The sequence below is a fragment of the Actinocrinis sp. genome (genome assembly GCF_035605935.1).
Classification (GTDB): Bacteria; Actinomycetota; Actinomycetes; order Streptomycetales; family Catenulisporaceae; genus Actinocrinis.
On sequence record NZ_DATNGK010000115.1, the window covers coordinates 1 to 16,372 of the forward strand.

Genomic DNA, 16,372 nt, shown 5'->3' on the forward strand with positions numbered 1-16,372 from the left:
CGCGGCCGGCCACGAGACGACGACCAACCTGATCGCCAACGCCGTGCACCAGCTGCTGGCCGTGCCGGAGCGCTGGCAGACACTGGCGAAATCCCCCGAGCTGGCCGCCGCCGCAGTCGAGGAGACGCTGCGCTACGACTCCTCGGTTCAGGGCGCGCTGCGGGTGGCCACCGAGCAGGTGCGCATCGGCGATGTAGAACTGCCCGCCGGATCCCGGGTGCGAGTGATGTTCGCGGCGGCCGGCCGCGACCCCGCCCAGTTCCAGGACCCGGAGGAGTTCCGGCTCGACCGCCAGGGCCCACCCCGGCACCTCGGGTTCGGCTTCGGCGCCCACTTCTGCGTCGGCGCCCCGCTGGCCCGGCTCGAGGCCCGCATCGCGCTGGAGACGCTCGCCGCGGCGCTGCCGGGATTACGGCTGGCCGACGGCTTCGAGCCGGACTACCTGCCCGGCGGCTTCATATTCCACGCGCTGGCCGCGCTGCCGGTCAGCTGGGATGCGCGGGCCGCGATCCGCGCATCCGCACCGCCCGCCGAACCCGTCGGCGCGCACGAGTAAGTGCGACCGCTCTCAGCATCCGTCTAGATCAGCAAGGACGTGTCTCCACGCATGTCGATTTCCTCCCCCGCGCAGCCCAAGGCCGGCGAGCAGGCCGCGAGCAGGCATCCAGGCCTGGTCCTGGCCATCATCGTGACCTGCCAGATGATGGTCGTCGTCGACGCGATGGCCATGGCCGTGGCGCTGCCCAAGATCCAGGCGGGCCTGCACTTCTCGGCCACCAGCCTGTCCTGGGTGCTCAACGCCTACATCCTCAGCTACGGCGGCCTGCTGCTTCTCGGCGGACGCACCGGTGACGTACTGGGCCGCCGCCGCACCTTCACCGCGGGCGTGCTGCTGTTCACCATCAGCTCGCTGCTCGGCGGCGTGGCCACCACCGCGGGCTGGCTCCTGGCGGCCCGCGCGCTGCAGGGCGTGGGCGCGGCGTTCGCCGCGCCGGGCGCGATGTCGCTGCTCATGACCAATTTCGCCGAGGGACCGGCGCGCAACCGCGCGTTGTCCGCGTACGCGACGATCGCGGGACTCGGCATGGCCATCGGCATGATCGTCAGCGGCGTGCTCACCGATATCGCTTCCTGGCGCTGGGTTCTGCTGGTCAACGTCCCGCTCGGGCTGGCGATCGTGGTGCTCACCCCGCGCTATGTGGCGGAGCCCGAGCGGCATCCCGGCCAGATCGACCTGCCGAGCGCTGCCACGGCCACGGCCGGAGCCGTCGCTCTGGCCTGGGCGTTCATCCATGCCTCTGGGAGCGGCTGGAGCGCGCTGACCTTCGGTGCGATCGCGTTCGGCATCGTGGCGCTCGCGCTGTTCGTCCTGCGCCAGACCCGGGTCAAGCAGCCGATGATGCCGCTGCGCCTGCTCGCCGACCGCACCCGCACCGCCGGACTGGTGGCGATGGCTCTGGCCATGGCCTCGAACTTCAACATCTCGCTTTTCGTCCCCGAGTTCCTGCAGAACGTGCTGGGCTACAGCGCCTTGCGGGCCGGGCTCGCCTTCCTGCCGATGGCGCTGGTGGTGTTCGCGGTCGCCCGGGCCGGACGCAGACTGCTGCCACGCTTCGGCGCGTACCCGCTGATCCTGGTCGGGATCGGCCTGTGCGCCGTCGGCCTCGGCTGGCTGGGTGCCCTCGACTCCAGATCGTCGTATGCGACCGGCATGCTCGTGCCGCTGATCCTTATCGGCATCGGCATCGGCATGTTCCTGATGCCGCTGACCGGGCTGATCCTCAGGGGGGTCGAGCCGCGGGACTCGGGCGCGGCCTCGGGCGTCCTGCAGACCTTCCAGCAGTTCGGCGGCGCGATCGGCATCGCCATCCTGGTCACCGTCTATGGCACCGCCCTGCGGCACAGCCCACCGGCGACCGCGCCGCGCACCGCGACCGCGCACGCGATCGCGGAGGCCTTCCTCGGCGGCGCCGGCTTCCTCGTGCTCGCCCTGCTCTCGATCACCGTGGCCGCGCTCGCGGGCCGAGCCCGCCGGGCGGCGACGCCTCCAGCCGCTTGAGGAGCGCCTTGACCGCGATCAGCAGCGCCACTGTGGACACCGATGAACCGCCGCCCTTCCCGATGCCGCGCCGGTGGCCGCTTGACCCGCCACCCGCGCTCGCCGAGCTGCGCCGGCGTGGACAGCCACTGACCAGGGTGCGGCTTTGGGACGGCAGCACCGCTTGGCTGGTGACCCGTCATGCCCAGATCCGTGAGGTACTGCACAGCCCCGCGTTCAGCTCCGACACCAGCAGCCCCGGCTTCCCCAAGGCCACGCGCGCGGCCGCCGCGCTGGCCGGGGACGCCACCCGCTGGCTGGTCCGGCTGGATCCGCCGGAGCACACGCGCATCCGGCGGATCCTGGCCAAGGAGTTCGCTCCGCGTCGGGTCGCGGCGATGCGCCCGATAGTGCAATGCGCCGCCGACACCCTGATCGAGCGGCTGGCCGAGGCGCCGCCGGAGCCAGACGGCGCGGTGGACCTGGTGCGGGAACTCGCCCTGCCGATGCCCGCCACCGTCATCTGCCGGATCCTCGGCGTCCCGAACGAGGATCGGGAGTTCTTCCAGGACCGGACACATGTCGCGATGTCGGCCGACGCCTCGCCGTATGAGGTGCGCGCCGCCTTCGCCGACCTGCGCGACTACCTCGACCGGCTGCTGCGCGAGAAGGAGAACGACCCCGCTGACGACCTGCTCGGGCGGCTGATAGTCGATCAGCTGCGGCCCGGTGAGCTGACTCACGAGGAACTGCTCACCATCGCCCGGCTGCTGCTGATCGCCGGGCACGACACCACCGCGAACATGGTCGGCCTGATCGGCCTGAGCTTGGCCCGGCACCCGGATCAGGCCGAACTGCTGCGCGAGAACCCGCAGCTGATCCCAGGCGCGGTGGAGGAACTGTTGCGCTACCACAGCGTCGGCAACCACGGCCTGTCCCGGATCGCCACAGCCGACGTGCGCATCGGCGGGCAGCTGGTGCGCGCGGGTGAGGGGGTGCTGCTCGCCCTGAACTCGGGCAACCGGGACGAGGCGGCTTTCGAGCGCCCGGACGTACTGGACCTGAGCCGCGGCGCGTCAGCCCACCTGACGTTCGGCGCGGGGATCCACCGCTGCCTCGGGGCGCCGCTCGCGCTCCTCGAACTCGAAGTCGTCCTGGCCGGGCTGCTCGAGCGACTTCCGGGCCTGCGCCTGGCGGTGCCGCTCGAGCAGCTCTCGTTCCGCCACGACATGCTCACTTACGGAGTTCGGGCGCTGCCGGTGCGGTGGTGAACCGGCTGCCACGGCCGGGCCGCCGTTCTTGATTCAGGTGACGGCGGCCCGGTCGTGGCGCAGGAGCGGTCAGACCCGCGCGGTCGCGGACTGCTCCTCCCCCTGCAGCCGGGCCGGCAGCGGCAGACCGTAGTGCTCGCGCAGCGTGGCGCCCCGGTACTCGGTGCGGAACAAGCCGCGTCGCTGGAGGATGGGCACGACGTGGTCGACGAACGCCGGCAGGCCGTCGGCCAGCACGTCCGGCATGACATTGAACCCGTCGGCGGCGCCGGACTCGAACCACAGCTGGATCACGTCGGCCACCTGTTCCGGCGTGCCCACCACGGTCAGGTGCCCGTTGGGCGCGCCCCCGGCCTCCAGATCCAGCTGGTCGAGCTCGTCGCGGCGCTGAAACGCCTCCTGCTCGGTGCCGCCCAGCGTGGTCACCAGGCCGGGCAGGATCACCAGCCGCTGCGGGTCGCGGCCGTGCGCGGCCACCTGGCTGCGAAGCTGCTGCGCGTAGGCGCGCGCGGCGCCGATGTCCGTGCCGCTGGCGAACACCGCCTCACCGGTGCGGCCCGCCAGCTCTTGCCCGTACTGCGAGCCTCCGGCCTGCACGATCACCGGGTGGCCTTGCGGCGAAGGCGGCAGGCAGAACGGCCCCAGCACACTGAAGTACTCGCCCTCGTGCGCGATCGGCCGCAGCCGGTCGGGATCGACGAACTGTCCGGCGGCCACATCGACCAGCAGCGCCTCCGGCTCCCAGCTGTCCCATAACCGCAGCACGACGTCGATGAACTCCTTGGCCCTGGCGTAACGCTCGTCGCGGTCCGGCAGCGTGCGCACGAAGTTGCGCGAGACCCCGGGCGTCGCGGTGGTCACCGCGTTCCAGCCGGCCCGGCCCTGGCTGATCAGGTCGAGGGCCTGGAACCTGCGGGCGATGTTGTAGGGCTCGTTGTAGCTGGTGGAGGCCGTCGCGATCAGGCCGATTCGCTCGGTGGCGCGGGCTATCGCGGTGAGCACGAGGGTCGGTTCGAGCCCGTTGAACTGAGGTCGGTACACGATGTTCTCGGCGATCCCGGGCACGTCGCCGAGGAACACGGCGTCGAACTTGCCGCGCTCCGCGATGCGCGCGGACTCGACGTAGCGGTCGACGTGGACGAACGCCAGCGGATCGACGCCCGGGTGCCGCCAGGCTCCGTGGTGCGCTCCCCCGGACAGCAGATTGATGTTGAGGTGCAGTTCACGGGCACTCGACACGGGATGCCTCTTTTCAAACGAGCTCTGACCAATTCCAGTCGAAATTAGTTGGCCGGTTCTACCGAGTCAACTGAAGTGGACCGGCAGAAAAGAGTCCCGAATGCGTGACTTTTTTATCCGCGGTATTGCCGCGTTCCGCCGAGTGGAACACCCCCTGTACAGCTCAGCAATTCTCCGCCTACCATTCCATTAGCCGGAACAATCGACTACGGGGAAGATTACGGCCATGTCGCGTGCCCTTTGCCGGACCGGGTCCCAGTGCTGCGTCGCAGCCGGGCGCTGTCCGTGTCGCCGCCACTCTCTCTGAACTTTCACAAACGCACGCTCGCCGCAGCGCGCACCGCTGCCCGCTGCTCCCGGCACGCCGCCTCGTTCGGCGTGCTCTCGCCATGCATCGCAGCCACCACGCAGGAGACCAAACGTGCCCATACCCAGAGCCAGCGCACCTACCCGCCACCCGGTCCGCAACTGCACGCTTGGTCTGGCGAGCGCCGCGCTCATCGCGCTCGCGGGTTGCAGCTCCGACCCCGCGGCGCACACCGGTGGCGCCGGCGGCGGGACGCCGCACTCGGGCGGCAGCCTGACCTTTGCCCTTGGCGACGAGGTGCGCTGCATCGACCCACAGCAGGCAGGCGATGGCGCGGAACTCACCGCGGCGCGTGGGCTGGTCGACTCGCTCACCGTGCGCGATCCGAGCACTGCCAAACTGGCACCGTGGCTCGCCACGTCCTGGCAGGCGTCGTCCGACGCCACGAGTTTCACCTTCACCCTGCGGTCCGGAGTCACCTTCAGTGACGGCACTGCCTTGACCGCGACCGCGGTCAAGGCGGCGCTGGACGGTGACGTCGCCCTCGGCGCGCGGGCGATCCTCGCCGCCGGGTATCTGACCGGCTACAAGGGCAGCACGGTGCTCGCCGCGAACAAGGTCAGGGTGGATTTCAGCAAGCCCAACGCCACCTTCCTCGACGCGACCTCGACGGCCAGCCTCGGCATCGTCGCCCCCTCGACCTCGGCCGAGTCCGCCGATCGGCGCTGCGCTCAAGGAGTCGTCGGCTCCGGGCCGTTCGTCCTGAGTTCGTTCACCCGCGATCAGCAGGTCGTGGAGAAGGCGCGGACAGGCTATGCCTGGGCACCTACCGGATCCGCGAACCGTGGTCCGGCCTACCTCGCCAGTCTGGTATTCAAGGTGGTCACCGAGGACGGAGTGCGGCTCGGCGGCCTGCAGTCCGGACAGTTCTCCGGCATCAGTGGTCTGACGTCGCAGGACCGCCAGGCGCTCGGTGGCGGCAGGATCACCCTGCTTGCCCGCGCCATTCCCGGCCTCGCGACGAGCATCAACGTGAACACATCCCGGCCCGCCACGCGCGACCGCACGGTACGGCTCGCGCTCGCCTCCGCCGTCGACCGCGCTCAGATCGTCGCAGCGCTCGGCTCTGGGTATCACGCCGCCACCAGCGTGCTGTCCTCCACCACCACCGACTACACCAGCCTCGGTGCGCAGCTCGCGGCGAGTCCGGCGGCGGCGGCCCAGTCGCTTGACCGCGACGGCTGGGTCAAACAGGGCGACGGCATCCGGGTCAAGAACGGCGTACGGCTGGCGCTGACGGTCGACTGGTTCGGCGACGACCCGGTGACCCAGTCCGCGCTGGAGTTGGTGCAGCAACAGTTCAAAGCGATCGGCGTGCAGCTGACGCTGCATCCGGTGCCGACCTCGGGGGCGCTGGCCGCGTTCAAGAGCGGCGACTACGACCTGGTGGTCGGCCAGTCCTCGAACACTGATCCGGACATTCTGCGCGTCTATTACACGGCCGAGGGCCTCAACACCGTGCGGCTCACCGCAGGTTCCTTGCAGAACGCCCTCTTCGCCCAGGCCGCGCAGGCCGATCCCGCGAAGCGCGCCGCATTGGTCGGCCAAGCGCAGCAGCAGTTGGTCGGCGACGGCTACGCCATCCCGCTGTTCGAGCAGGACTCCGCGGTCGCGCTGTCGGACTCAGTGCACGGAGTCACCCTGGACTCGGTCGCGCATCCGTTGTTCTACGGCGCCTGGCTCTCCTGAAGGCAGAACCTTGATACAAGCCTGCCGCCCAAGGGGAGATGACACCGTGAAAGCCAGCACTTCGCCCGCGCGATTCTCCGGGGCCGTGGCCAAGTCCGTCCTCATCCTGGATGTGCTGCCCGGCGACGGCGATCTGGTCGGCGTATCCGAGGTGGCGCGCCGCACGAGCCTGCCCAAAACCACAGCCCACCGCCTCCTGGGCCTGCTCACCGATCTCGGCCTTGCGGAACGCCACGCGACCGGATACCGGCTCGGGCGCCATGTCAGCGGCCTGGTTCGGTCCACCCCGTGCATGCAGCACGACGGGCTGCGCGACCAGCTACTGCCCTTCCTTCTCGACCTGCAGCGGCTCACCGATGAAGCGGTGCATCTCGGAGTGCTCAGGGATCAAGGCGTGCTGTGCGTGGAGCGGCTGTTCGGGCACCGCAGCGCGCCGGTGCCGATCGCGACGGGCACCGTCCTGCCGGCGCACGGCACCGCCTTGGGCAAGGTGCTGCTGGCGTTCGGCGAGCGCGGTTCGGGCGAGCTCGGCCGAGAAGGCGAACTGACCGCGTACACCTCGCTGACCATCATCACCAGGCGAGCTCTGCAGCGGGAACTGGAGACCGTACGCGATGCCGGATTCGCGCACGACCGGGGTGAGTACATCCCGGGCATCGGCTGCGTCGCCGCGCCGCTGTGGGGCCCCGGTCACACACTTGTCGGCGCGTTGTCGGTCAGCGCGCCCGCGCGCCGCCTCGATCCGACCACAGCGGTCAAGCAGCTGTGGCGGATCGCTAACGCGGCTTCGCAGTCCCTGCTAGCGGCGGAGGCGGCCTAGCCGATGACGCGTTATCTGCTACGACGGCTGCTGCACGCAGCGTTCGCCTTGTGGGCGGCCTTCACGGCCTCGTTCGGCCTGTTGTACTTGCTGCCGGCGGATCCGGTTTCCGTCATGGCGCTTGGCGGCGCGGGCGGCGGCGTGCCGAGCGCGGCCCAGGTCGCCGCTCTGCGCAGGGCTTACGGGTTCGACCGGCCGGTGCCCGAGCAGTACCTGTCCCGGCTGACAGCCGCGCTGCACGGTGATTTCGGCAACTCTGTGCAGACCGGCCAGTCGGTGACCCGGCTGATCGCGGACGCTCTGCCGCAGACTCTGCAACTGGCCGCCGCGGCGCTGTTGCTTGCGCTGGTGGGTGCATTGATCGTCTCGCTGGCGACAGTCCGTACCTTGCCACTGCCTTGGCTGCGGCACGCCCCCGTGCCGTGGCTGGGCCGAGCCCTGCGCTCGCTGCCGGCGCTCGGAGTGTCAGCGCCGAGCTTCTGGGTCGGCCTGATGCTGATTCAGCTCTTCTCCTTCCGCTGGCGGCTCTTCCCGGCCGTCGGCGATGACGGTTTGTCAGGCCTGGTACTTCCGGCGCTGACGCTGGCCCTGCCCACCGGGGCGATCCTCGCGCAGGTATTGACCCGCAGCCTGGTCACCGCGCTGGGCGAGCCCTACATCCAAACCGCGCTCGCGGCCGGCAGCGGGCCGGGCCGCATCCTGTTCAGGCAGGCGCTGCGCAACGCATCCATCGCGCCGCTGACCGTCGCCGGACTGCTCGTCGGCGAACTGCTGGCCGGAGCCGTCACCGTGGAAACGGTCTTCTCGCGGACCGGGATCGGCCGGGCCACCGCCACCGCCGTCAGCACTCAGGACATCCCGGCCGTGCAAGGGCTCGTAGTCTTCGGCGCCCTGGTGTTCACATTGGTCAGCCTGGCGCTTGACCTGCTGGTGCCGCTGCTTGATCCGCGGATCGCCGCCACGGCCGGGGGTAGCCGATGAGCGCAGTGGACACCGCCGACATCGCCTCGGCGGCGCGCACTCGAAAGCGGTACGCCCCAGGGCTGGTGCTCTCGGCGGCCGTACTCGTTCTGATCCTGACCGCCGCGATCGCACCCGGGCTGTTCACGCGTCAGGATCCGCTGGCCGCCGATCCGATCCATCGGCTGGAGCCGCCCAGCCGCGCGCATCTGTTCGGGACCGACGAGCTGGGGCGGGACTTGTACTGCCGAGTCCTGCACGGCGCCGCGCTCTCGCTCTCCACCGCCGGTATCGCGCTGGCCATCGGGTTGCTTTGCGGCACCCTCCTGGGCCTGATCGCGGGCACCGCCCGAGGCCGCGTGGACGACCTGCTGATGCGCGCTACCGACGTGCTGCTGGCGATCCCGTCCCTGCTGGTCTCCCTCGCGGTGGTCACGGCGCTCGGCTTCGGCGCCACCAAGACGGCGGTAGCGGTCGGCGTCACCGGGATCGCGAGTTTCGCCAGGATCACCCGCGCGGAAGTGTTGCGGGTGAGCGTCGCGCCGTACGTCGAGGCCGCGCATGTCGTCGGCGTGCGCCGTCCCACGGTGCTGATGCGCCACGTGCTGCCTAACGCGTGGGCGCCGGTGCTCGGCTTCGCGGCCGTCTCCTTCGGGGCCAGCCTGCTGGCCGTGTCCACCCTCGGTTTCCTCGGTTATGGGACGCCTCCGCCGACGCCCGAGTGGGGCTCGCTGGTCGCCTCGGGGCGCTCGTACTTCGCGGAGGCGTGGTGGCTCAGCACCCTGCCGGGACTGACCATCGTCGCCACGGTGCTGGCCGCCAACCGGATCGCCCGCGCCCTGCACGGCGAGGACGGCAGGCTGCCGCGGTGACGCTTCTTGACCAGCCCCTGCTGGAGGTTCAGGGTCTCTCCGTCTGCTATCGCACCCCGAGAGGTGCCCGGCGCGCGGTGCGCGGCGTCGACCTGCACGTCGCCGCCGGGGAGACCGTGGCGGTGGTCGGCGAGTCCGGTTCGGGCAAGTCGACCCTGGCTCACGCCCTGATCGGCCTGCTTCCCAACGGCGGATACCGCGAGACGGGCAGCATCCGGTTCGACGGCGCGGACCTCACGGCACTCTCGGATCGAGAGCTGCGTGCGCTGCGCGGCGCCGGGATCGGCTTCGTCCCGCAGGACCCGTCGGCATCACTCAATCCGGTGCGGCGCGTCGGCCATCAGGTCGCCGAGGTGTTGCGGATCCACGGACGGATCGACCGCAGGACAGCGGCCGCCCGCGCCGTGGAACTGCTCGACCAGGCGGGTGTTTCCGACCCATCGCTGCGCGCCGGCCAGTACCCACATGAGCTGTCGGGCGGGCTACGCCAACGCGTGCTGATCGCCATCGCCCTGGCCGCGGCGCCCCGCCTGATCATCGCCGACGAGCCGACCAGCGCCCTAGACGTCACCGTGCAGCGCCGCATCCTCGACCACCTGGAGAAGCTGACTCACGAAACCGGCGCCGCACTGCTGCTGATCACGCACGACCTGGGTGTCGCGGCGGACCGGGCGCAGCGGGTGGTCGTCATGTCCGGCGGCGCCGTCGTGGAGTCGGGAACGTCTCGTCAGGTGCTGCTCGAACCAGTGCACTCCTATAGCCGGCATCTGGTGGCGTCCGCGCCGAGCCTGACCACTCGGCCTCTGGTGACCTGCCCGAGTGCGGCCGAACGGAGCGACGGCGAGTCCGGAGACGACCTCCTCGTCGCCGATAACCTGGTGCATGAGTATCCGGCGCCGGGCCGCCGCTCGGGTGTGGGTCTGCGCGCCGTCGATGCGGTCAGCTTCCGGATCAGTCGAGGCGAAACCTTCGCCCTGGTCGGCGAATCGGGCTCGGGAAAGACCAGCATCGCCCGGATCGTCGGGCGACTGCTGGACCCGACCCGCGGACGGGTCCTGTTCGACGGCAAGGACATCACCGCGGCGCGAGGCGGCGAGCTTCGAGCGCTGCGCCGCCGCATCCAGTTCGTGCAACAGAACCCTTACACCTCGCTTGACCCGCGCCAATCGGTGGAGCAGATAGTCACCGAGCCCCTGCGCGCCTTCCGGCTGGGCGACCGGCAGGACCGTGCCGCGCGGGTGCGGACACTGTTGGATCAGGTGGCTCTGCCGGCCGCGCTGCTGCGCCGCCGCCCTTCGGAACTTTCCGGCGGTCAGCGCCAGCGCGTCGCCATCGCCCGCGCCCTCGTGCTCAGTCCGGACCTCGTGGTCTGCGACGAGCCGGTATCAGCCCTCGACGCCTCGGTGCAGGCCCAGATCCTTGAGCTGCTCGTGACGCTGCAAGACGAGCTCGGTGTCAGCTACCTGTTCATCTCGCACGATCTGGCCGTCGTGCGCCAGATCGCTCATCGCACTGGAGTGTTGCGGGCCGGCCGGCTCCTCGAGGCCGGAGCGACGCAAGAGATCCTCACCTCCCCCGCCAACGCCTACACCAAGGAACTGATCGACGCCATTCCCGGTTCTCGCGCCTTATCCGACTGACCGTCAGTCCTGATCGCGGCGGCGCCCAGCGCGCAGTCACGCGGCGGACAGTGCGCGGCGAAGTGCGAGCCAGGCCGGACGAACGCCTAGCCAGGAGACCGAACACATGTCTTATAGCGGCACAACGACCACCGAGGCGGCAGCGATTGCGGTAGGCGCCGAAGAAACGAGCGCACCAGGTCCGTGGCCCCGCGCACCGCAGGGATCGTCGGCACGCAACCTGTTGGAGAAGGCGTATTTCGTGCTCGGCGCCCTGCCTGCCGACGGCAACTGGATCAGCCTCTCTGAAGTCGCCCGCATCACCGGCCTGCCGAAATCGACCGTGCACCGCCTGCTCGGCATGCTCACCAACCTGCGTCTGGCCGACCGCCACGGATCCGGCTACCGGCTCGGTCCGCGAATGATGAGCCTGGTACAGCACGCCTCCGGCGGATATGCCTCGGCCTTGCGCGACTTCCTGCTGCCGCATCTGCTTGACCTGTTCCAGAGCACCGGGCACGCCGTGCACCTTTGCGTGGAGCACATGCACGGTGCCCTCTGCCTGGAGCACCTGCACGGCCACAGCGGAACGCGCCTGCGCCTGAAGTCCGGCTCCGTGCTGCCGAAATACTCCACCGCCATGGGCAAGATGCTCGCCGCGCACTCCGACTGCGCCGAGGGCGACGAACTGAGCGCGGATCTGCAAGCGGAACTCGAGCGCATCCGACGCGAAGGCATCGCCGTCGACCTGGGCGGCCTGGGCCGTGGCCTGACCTGTGTCGCCACGCCGATCTGGGGGCCCGCGCGCACCGTGGTCGCAGTGTTCGCCGTCACCGGTCCGGTGCACGGGCTCGATGTCCCGGCCGTCTCACGCCAACTGCGGCGCACCGCACACTGCGCGGGCCGGGATCTCGCGCGTTCGCCAGGCCTGGCCGCACGCCGCAGATGACGAGCGTGCATCGTCAGCCGATCGCGACTTCCGGTGAGCCGTCGCCGAGGTCGGCGCCCATCTCCTCGGCCAGCCGCACGGCCTCCTCCACCAGGGTCTCCACGATCTGCGACTCCGGCACGGTCTTGATGACCTCACCCTTCACGAAGATCTGCCCCTTGCCGTTACCCGAAGCCACACCCAGATCAGCCTCGCGCGCCTCACCCGGCCCGTTGACCACACACCCCATCACCGCCACCCGCAGCGGAACATTAAGCCCCTCCAACGCCGCGGACACCTGATCAGCCAGGGTGTACACATCCACCTGCGCACGCCCACACGACGGACACGAGACGATCTCCAAACCCCGCTGGCGCAGACCCAGCGACTCCAGGATCTGCATGCCGACCTTCACCTCCTCCACCGGAGGCGCCGACAGCGAAACCCGGATCGTATCCCCGATACCCTCCGCCAACAGCGCCCCGAACGCCACCGCCGACTTGATCGTGCCCTGAAACGCCGGACCCGCCTCCGTCACCCCCAGATGCAGCGGATAATCACACGCCGCCGCCAAAAGCCGGTAAGCCTGAATCATCACCACCGGATCGTTGTGCTTCACCGAGATCTTGATATCCCGGAAATCATGCTCCTCGAACAACGAGCACTCCCACAGCGCGGACTCCACCAGCGCCTCCGGCGTCGCCCTGCCGTACTTCTCATACAGCCGCGGATCCAGCGACCCGGCGTTCACCCCGATCCGGATCGGCACCCCCGCCGCCTTCGCCCGCCGCGCGATCTCCCCCACCTGGTCATCGAACTTGCGGATGTTACCCGGATTCACCCGCACCGCCGCGCACCCCGCATCGATCGCGGCGAACACATACTTGGGCTGGAAGTGAATATCCGCGATCACCGGGATCTGCGACTTACGCGCGATCATCGGCAACGCATCCGCGTCATCCTGCGACGGGCACGCCACCCGCACAATCTGACAACCGGACGCGGTCAGCTGCGCGATCTGCTGCAGCGTCGCATTCACATCCGAGGTCAACGTCGTGGTCATCGACTGCACCGAGACCGGCGCATCCCCACCCACCGCCACATTCCCCACCATGATCTGCCGGGACTTGCGGCGCGGCGCGAGCGGTTTGGCCGGAATGGACGGAACACCGAGGGAAACGGCGGTCATCGTTCGGGCACTCCCCAGTCTTGGGACGGCGGTTCCTGCGTCAATGGATCAGCGACAAGAGCAACGCTACGACACATCGACTGCTCTCATTGCACCGCGTCCCTCGCCCTTCACCCGATCTTCACCGGTTGTGCGCCGAACGGCACATCCGGTGGGCCGAGCTGACACGGCTAGGACGGCAGGCGGATCGGGTTGGTGATGTCCGCGGCCAACAGCAGCAGGGTGAGGCCGACGAAAAGCAGGAGGAAGGCGTACGCCACCGGCATGAGCTTGTTCAGATCCACGCGGCCCGGCACCGGCCGGCGCAGCAGCCGGTAGACCCGCTTGCGGCCCTCCTCGTAGAGCAGGATCGCGATGTGCCCGCCGTCCAGCGGCAGGATCGGCAGCAGGTTGAACACGCCGATGAACACATTGATGACGGCGACGAGCGCGAAGAATCCGGAGAAGCCGGCCTCTCCGATGATGCTTCCGCTCAGCTGCGCCATGCCGACCACGCCGACCGGGGAGCTCGTGGAACGCTGGGTGTGATCGACGGTGGAGGTGAACAGCTTCGGGATCGCGGCCGGGATGGAGCCGAGGCCCTTGAACGTCCCGACGATCGCGCTACCGAACTGCCGGCCACTGTACGCGGCGGCGGAGATCGGATTGTAGTGCTGCGTATAAGCGTCCTGACCGAGGCCGACCAGGCTGCCCGGCGCGGTGTGCCCGTCCGGATACGTGACCGACTTCACGCCGATCGGCACGATGGTCGCGGTATGCCGGCCGCCCTGCGGATCGGTGAAGGTGATCGTCGCGGACTGGTTGGCCGGCAGCTGGTGTAGCGCGGTGGTCAGCGCGTCGAAGTTCGCGATGTGCGCGCCGTTCACGGTGGTGATCAGGTCGCCGGTGGCCAGCCCGGCCTTCGCCGCCGGGGAGCGGTCGGCGCCGGCGGCGCAGCTGTCGGTCGGCGTGCCGTCCGAGGTCAGGCAGGCCGCGACGTGGCCGACCTTCGCCGAGGCGTCCGCCTTCTGCACACCGAACAGCATCGGGCTGAGGAAGAACAGCACCAGCGCGATCAGGAAGTGGGTGAGCGACCCGGCGGAGAGGGTGAGCAGGCGCTTGCTGGCCGGCTTGTTCTTGAGCGCGCGGTCCTCGTCGCCGGGCTCGATCTCGTCCAGGTCCGTCATCCCGACGATCTTGACGTAGCCGCCGGCCGGGATCGCCTTGATGCCGTACTCGGTCTCGCCGCGCCGGAATGACCACAGCCGGGTGCCGAATCCGACGAAGAACTCGGTGACCTTGCCGCCGGACCAGCGCGCGCACACCATGTGCCCGGCCTCGTGCAGCACGATCGAGATGAGCAGCGCCACCACGAACAGCAGCGCGCCGAGGACGTTCACGCCGGGAAACCGCCTTCATGTCGAGTGGTGCTGCACGCAAAACCGGCCGGACCCGATTCTTCTATCCCGGATCCGGACCTGACCAAACCAGCCGTCTCCCGGACAGACGTACGCGGGAACCGGGAAAGTTCCGGACCGGCTCGCGGCCTGGATCTACGCCGAGCCTACCGGCTGGCCGCCGCGCCGGTGAGTTCTTCGGCGCGGGCGCGCGACCAGCGATCCGCCTCGAGCACGGCCTCCAGCGTCGCCGCCTCGGCCGAAAGCGCCCCGCTCGCGGCCAGATCGGCGTACTCGGCGACCACGGTCGCGACCGTGTCCACGATCCCGGTGAACGGCAGCCGGCCGGCCAGGAACGCCCCGACGCACGCCTCGTTCGCGCCGTTGAACACGGCTGGGAAAGTCCCGCCGGCCTGCCCGACCTGCTTGGCCAGCCCCACGGCAGGGAACGCCTTCTCGTCCAGCGGGAAGAACTCCCAGCTCGCGGCCTTCGTCCAGTCGCAGGCCGGGGCGGCGTCGGCGACCCGGTGCGGCCAGCCCATCGCCAAGGCGATCGGGATGCGCATGTCCGGCGGCGAGGCCTGCGCGATCGTGGAGCCGTCCGCGAACTCGACCATGGAGTGCACGATCGACTGCGGGTGCACCACGACCTCGATCCGGTCGAACGGGATGTCGTAGAGCAGGTGCGCCTCGATGACCTCAAGGCCCTTGTTGACCAGCGTCGCGGAGTTGATAGTGACCAGCGGGCCCATCGCCCAGGTCGGATGCGCCAGGGCCTGCTCGGGCTTCACGTCGACCAGTTCGTCGCGAGTCCGGCCGCGGAACGGACCGCCGCTCGCGGTCACCACGAGCCGGCGCACCTCGTCCGGGCTGCCGCCGCGCAGGCACTGGGCCAGCGCCGAGTGCTCGGAGTCGACCGCGACGATCTGACCGGGCGCGGCCAGCGAGCGGACCAGGTCGCCGCCGATGATCAGCGATTCCTTGTTGGCCAGGGCGAGGGTGCGTCCGCTGCGCAGCGCGGCGAGGGTGGCCTTGAGTCCAGCGGCGCCGTCGATGCCGTTGAGCACCACGTCGCAGTCCAGCGCGGCCAGTTCGGCGGCGGCGTCGGGACCCGTGACGATCTTCGGCAGCCGGTAGCCGCCGGTCGGGTAGCCGCGGCGCTGCGCCTCGGCGTAGAAGGCGAGCTGGAGGTCCTGCGCGGCGGTCGCCTTTGCGACGGCGACGACCTCGGCTTCGAGGTCGAGGGCCTGCTGGGCGAGCAGCGTCGCGTTCTTTCCTCCGGCGGCGAGCGCGACGACGCGGAACCGGTCGGGGTTGCGAGTGATGACGTCGATGGCTTGGGTACCGATCGAGCCGGTTGAGCCGAGGATGACGATCCGCCGGGGGTTACCGATGCGGCTGCTGCTGCTCGCTTCACTCATGGGCGCCATTGTTCCGCACCGGCTTGGTAAGGTCGCGCCGTGTCTGAACAGGCTCCGTCGCCTTGGGATCCGCAACCGGATCCGCCGCAGCAACCGCCTACCCCGCCGGGCGCCTTTCCCCCGCCGCCGGGAACGCAGTACGGGAACGTGCAATACGGCAGCCCGCAATACGGGGGCGCTCAAGCTGCCGGTGGTGGTCAGTACCCGCAATATCCGGGGATGCCATACCCACCGAACTACGGCCAGTACGGTCCGGGCCCCTATGGCTACGGCGTGGGCGCGTACGGGCCACCGCCGGGCACCAGCGGCATGGCGATCGCGTCGCTGATCCTCGGCATCTGCGGCTTCTTCTGCGTGACGCCACTCATCGGGCTAGGCCTCGGCATCGGCGCACTGGTACAGACCTCGAAGACGCGTCAGGCCGGACGGGGCATGGCCATCGCCGGGATCATCTTGTCTGTGGCCTGGATTCTGCTCGCAGCTCTGCTGTTCGCCAGCGGGCACTTCGGCATCAACGATGGCGGCACCGGTTCAGGCCCGAGTCAGGACCCGAACGGCACCTCGGCCTGATTGCCAAGCCGCA

14 protein-coding genes are annotated in these 16,372 nt (G+C 69.7%); 10 read left to right on the top strand and 4 right to left on the bottom strand.

Annotated features, from left to right (window positions below; genetic code table 11):
* From VN779_RS09940 to VN779_RS09950, 3 genes are all read left to right on the top strand, one after another.
* Nucleotides 1-556, top strand: a 556-nt coding sequence (locus VN779_RS09940) for a cytochrome P450 (protein ID WP_325722170.1), incomplete at its 5' end; no start/stop codon positions are given.
* A gap of 51 nt (nt 557-607) precedes the next feature.
* Nucleotides 608-2,059 (top strand): MFS transporter, encoded by a 1,452-nt coding sequence (locus VN779_RS09945; RefSeq protein ID WP_325722171.1) that lies wholly within the window; start codon nt 608-610, stop codon nt 2,057-2,059.
* Nucleotides 2,060-2,067: 8 nt separating this feature from the next.
* The gene (locus tag VN779_RS09950) at nt 2,068-3,309 is read left to right on the top strand and encodes a cytochrome P450 (RefSeq protein WP_325722172.1); all 1,242 of its coding nucleotides are present in this window, start codon (nt 2,068-2,070) and stop codon (nt 3,307-3,309) included.
* A gap of 69 nt (nt 3,310-3,378) precedes the next feature.
* Here the strand turns inward: VN779_RS09950 and VN779_RS09955 are convergent, their stop codons facing one another.
* Complete coding sequence (locus VN779_RS09955; protein ID WP_325722173.1) at nt 3,379-4,548, bottom strand: NtaA/DmoA family FMN-dependent monooxygenase; 1,170 nt, start codon at nt 4,546-4,548, stop codon at nt 3,379-3,381.
* 421 nt (nt 4,549-4,969) lie between these two features.
* On the opposite strand from VN779_RS09955, the gene VN779_RS09960 reads away from it, so the two are divergent.
* The 6 genes from VN779_RS09960 to VN779_RS09985 all read left to right on the top strand — a co-directional run bounded on the left by VN779_RS09960 (nt 4,970) and on the right by VN779_RS09985 (nt 11,824).
* Nucleotides 4,970-6,604: an ABC transporter substrate-binding protein gene (locus tag VN779_RS09960; protein ID WP_325722174.1), complete on the top strand. Its 1,635-nt coding sequence runs from the start codon at nt 4,970-4,972 to the stop codon at nt 6,602-6,604.
* A 46-nt stretch (nt 6,605-6,650) separates the two neighbouring features.
* A complete protein-coding gene (locus VN779_RS09965; protein ID WP_325722175.1) occupies nt 6,651-7,424 on the top strand; it encodes an IclR family transcriptional regulator in 774 nt (257 codons plus the stop codon).
* A 3-nt stretch (nt 7,425-7,427) separates the two neighbouring features.
* Nucleotides 7,428-8,405 (top strand): ABC transporter permease, encoded by a 978-nt coding sequence (locus tag VN779_RS09970; protein WP_325722176.1) that lies wholly within the window; start codon nt 7,428-7,430, stop codon nt 8,403-8,405.
* Nucleotides 8,402-9,256, top strand: coding sequence for an ABC transporter permease (locus VN779_RS09975; protein ID WP_325722177.1), 855 nt, complete (start codon nt 8,402-8,404; stop codon nt 9,254-9,256). The genes VN779_RS09970 and VN779_RS09975 overlap by 4 nt, the downstream gene beginning before the upstream one ends.
* Nucleotides 9,253-10,896, top strand: coding sequence for an ABC transporter ATP-binding protein (locus VN779_RS09980; protein WP_325722178.1), 1,644 nt, complete (start codon nt 9,253-9,255; stop codon nt 10,894-10,896). Before VN779_RS09975 ends, VN779_RS09980 begins: the two co-directional genes overlap by 4 nt.
* Nucleotides 10,897-11,002: 106 nt before the next feature.
* Nucleotides 11,003-11,824 carry an IclR family transcriptional regulator gene (locus tag VN779_RS09985; RefSeq protein WP_325722179.1) on the top strand — a complete coding sequence of 274 codons (822 nt, stop codon included), beginning with the start codon at nt 11,003-11,005 and terminating at the stop codon, nt 11,822-11,824.
* Nucleotides 11,825-11,837: 13 nt separating this feature from the next.
* Here the strand turns inward: VN779_RS09985 and ispG are convergent, their stop codons facing one another.
* The 3 genes from ispG to dxr all read right to left on the bottom strand — a co-directional run bounded on the left by ispG (nt 11,838) and on the right by dxr (nt 15,798).
* Complete coding sequence (ispG, locus tag VN779_RS09990) at nt 11,838-12,992, bottom strand: flavodoxin-dependent (E)-4-hydroxy-3-methylbut-2-enyl-diphosphate synthase (protein WP_325722180.1); 1,155 nt, start codon at nt 12,990-12,992, stop codon at nt 11,838-11,840.
* Between the two features lie 170 nt (nt 12,993-13,162).
* Nucleotides 13,163-14,371, bottom strand: coding sequence for a M50 family metallopeptidase (locus tag VN779_RS09995; protein ID WP_325722181.1), 1,209 nt, complete (start codon nt 14,369-14,371; stop codon nt 13,163-13,165).
* A gap of 164 nt (nt 14,372-14,535) precedes the next feature.
* The gene (gene dxr, locus VN779_RS10000; protein ID WP_414639629.1) at nt 14,536-15,798 is read right to left on the bottom strand and encodes a 1-deoxy-D-xylulose-5-phosphate reductoisomerase; all 1,263 of its coding nucleotides are present in this window, start codon (nt 15,796-15,798) and stop codon (nt 14,536-14,538) included.
* Nucleotides 15,799-16,008: 210 nt separating this feature from the next.
* Between dxr and VN779_RS10005 the strand changes: the two genes are divergently transcribed.
* Nucleotides 16,009-16,359, top strand: coding sequence for a DUF4190 domain-containing protein (locus VN779_RS10005; protein WP_325722183.1), 351 nt, complete (start codon nt 16,009-16,011; stop codon nt 16,357-16,359).
* Nucleotides 16,360-16,372 lie beyond the last annotated feature (13 nt).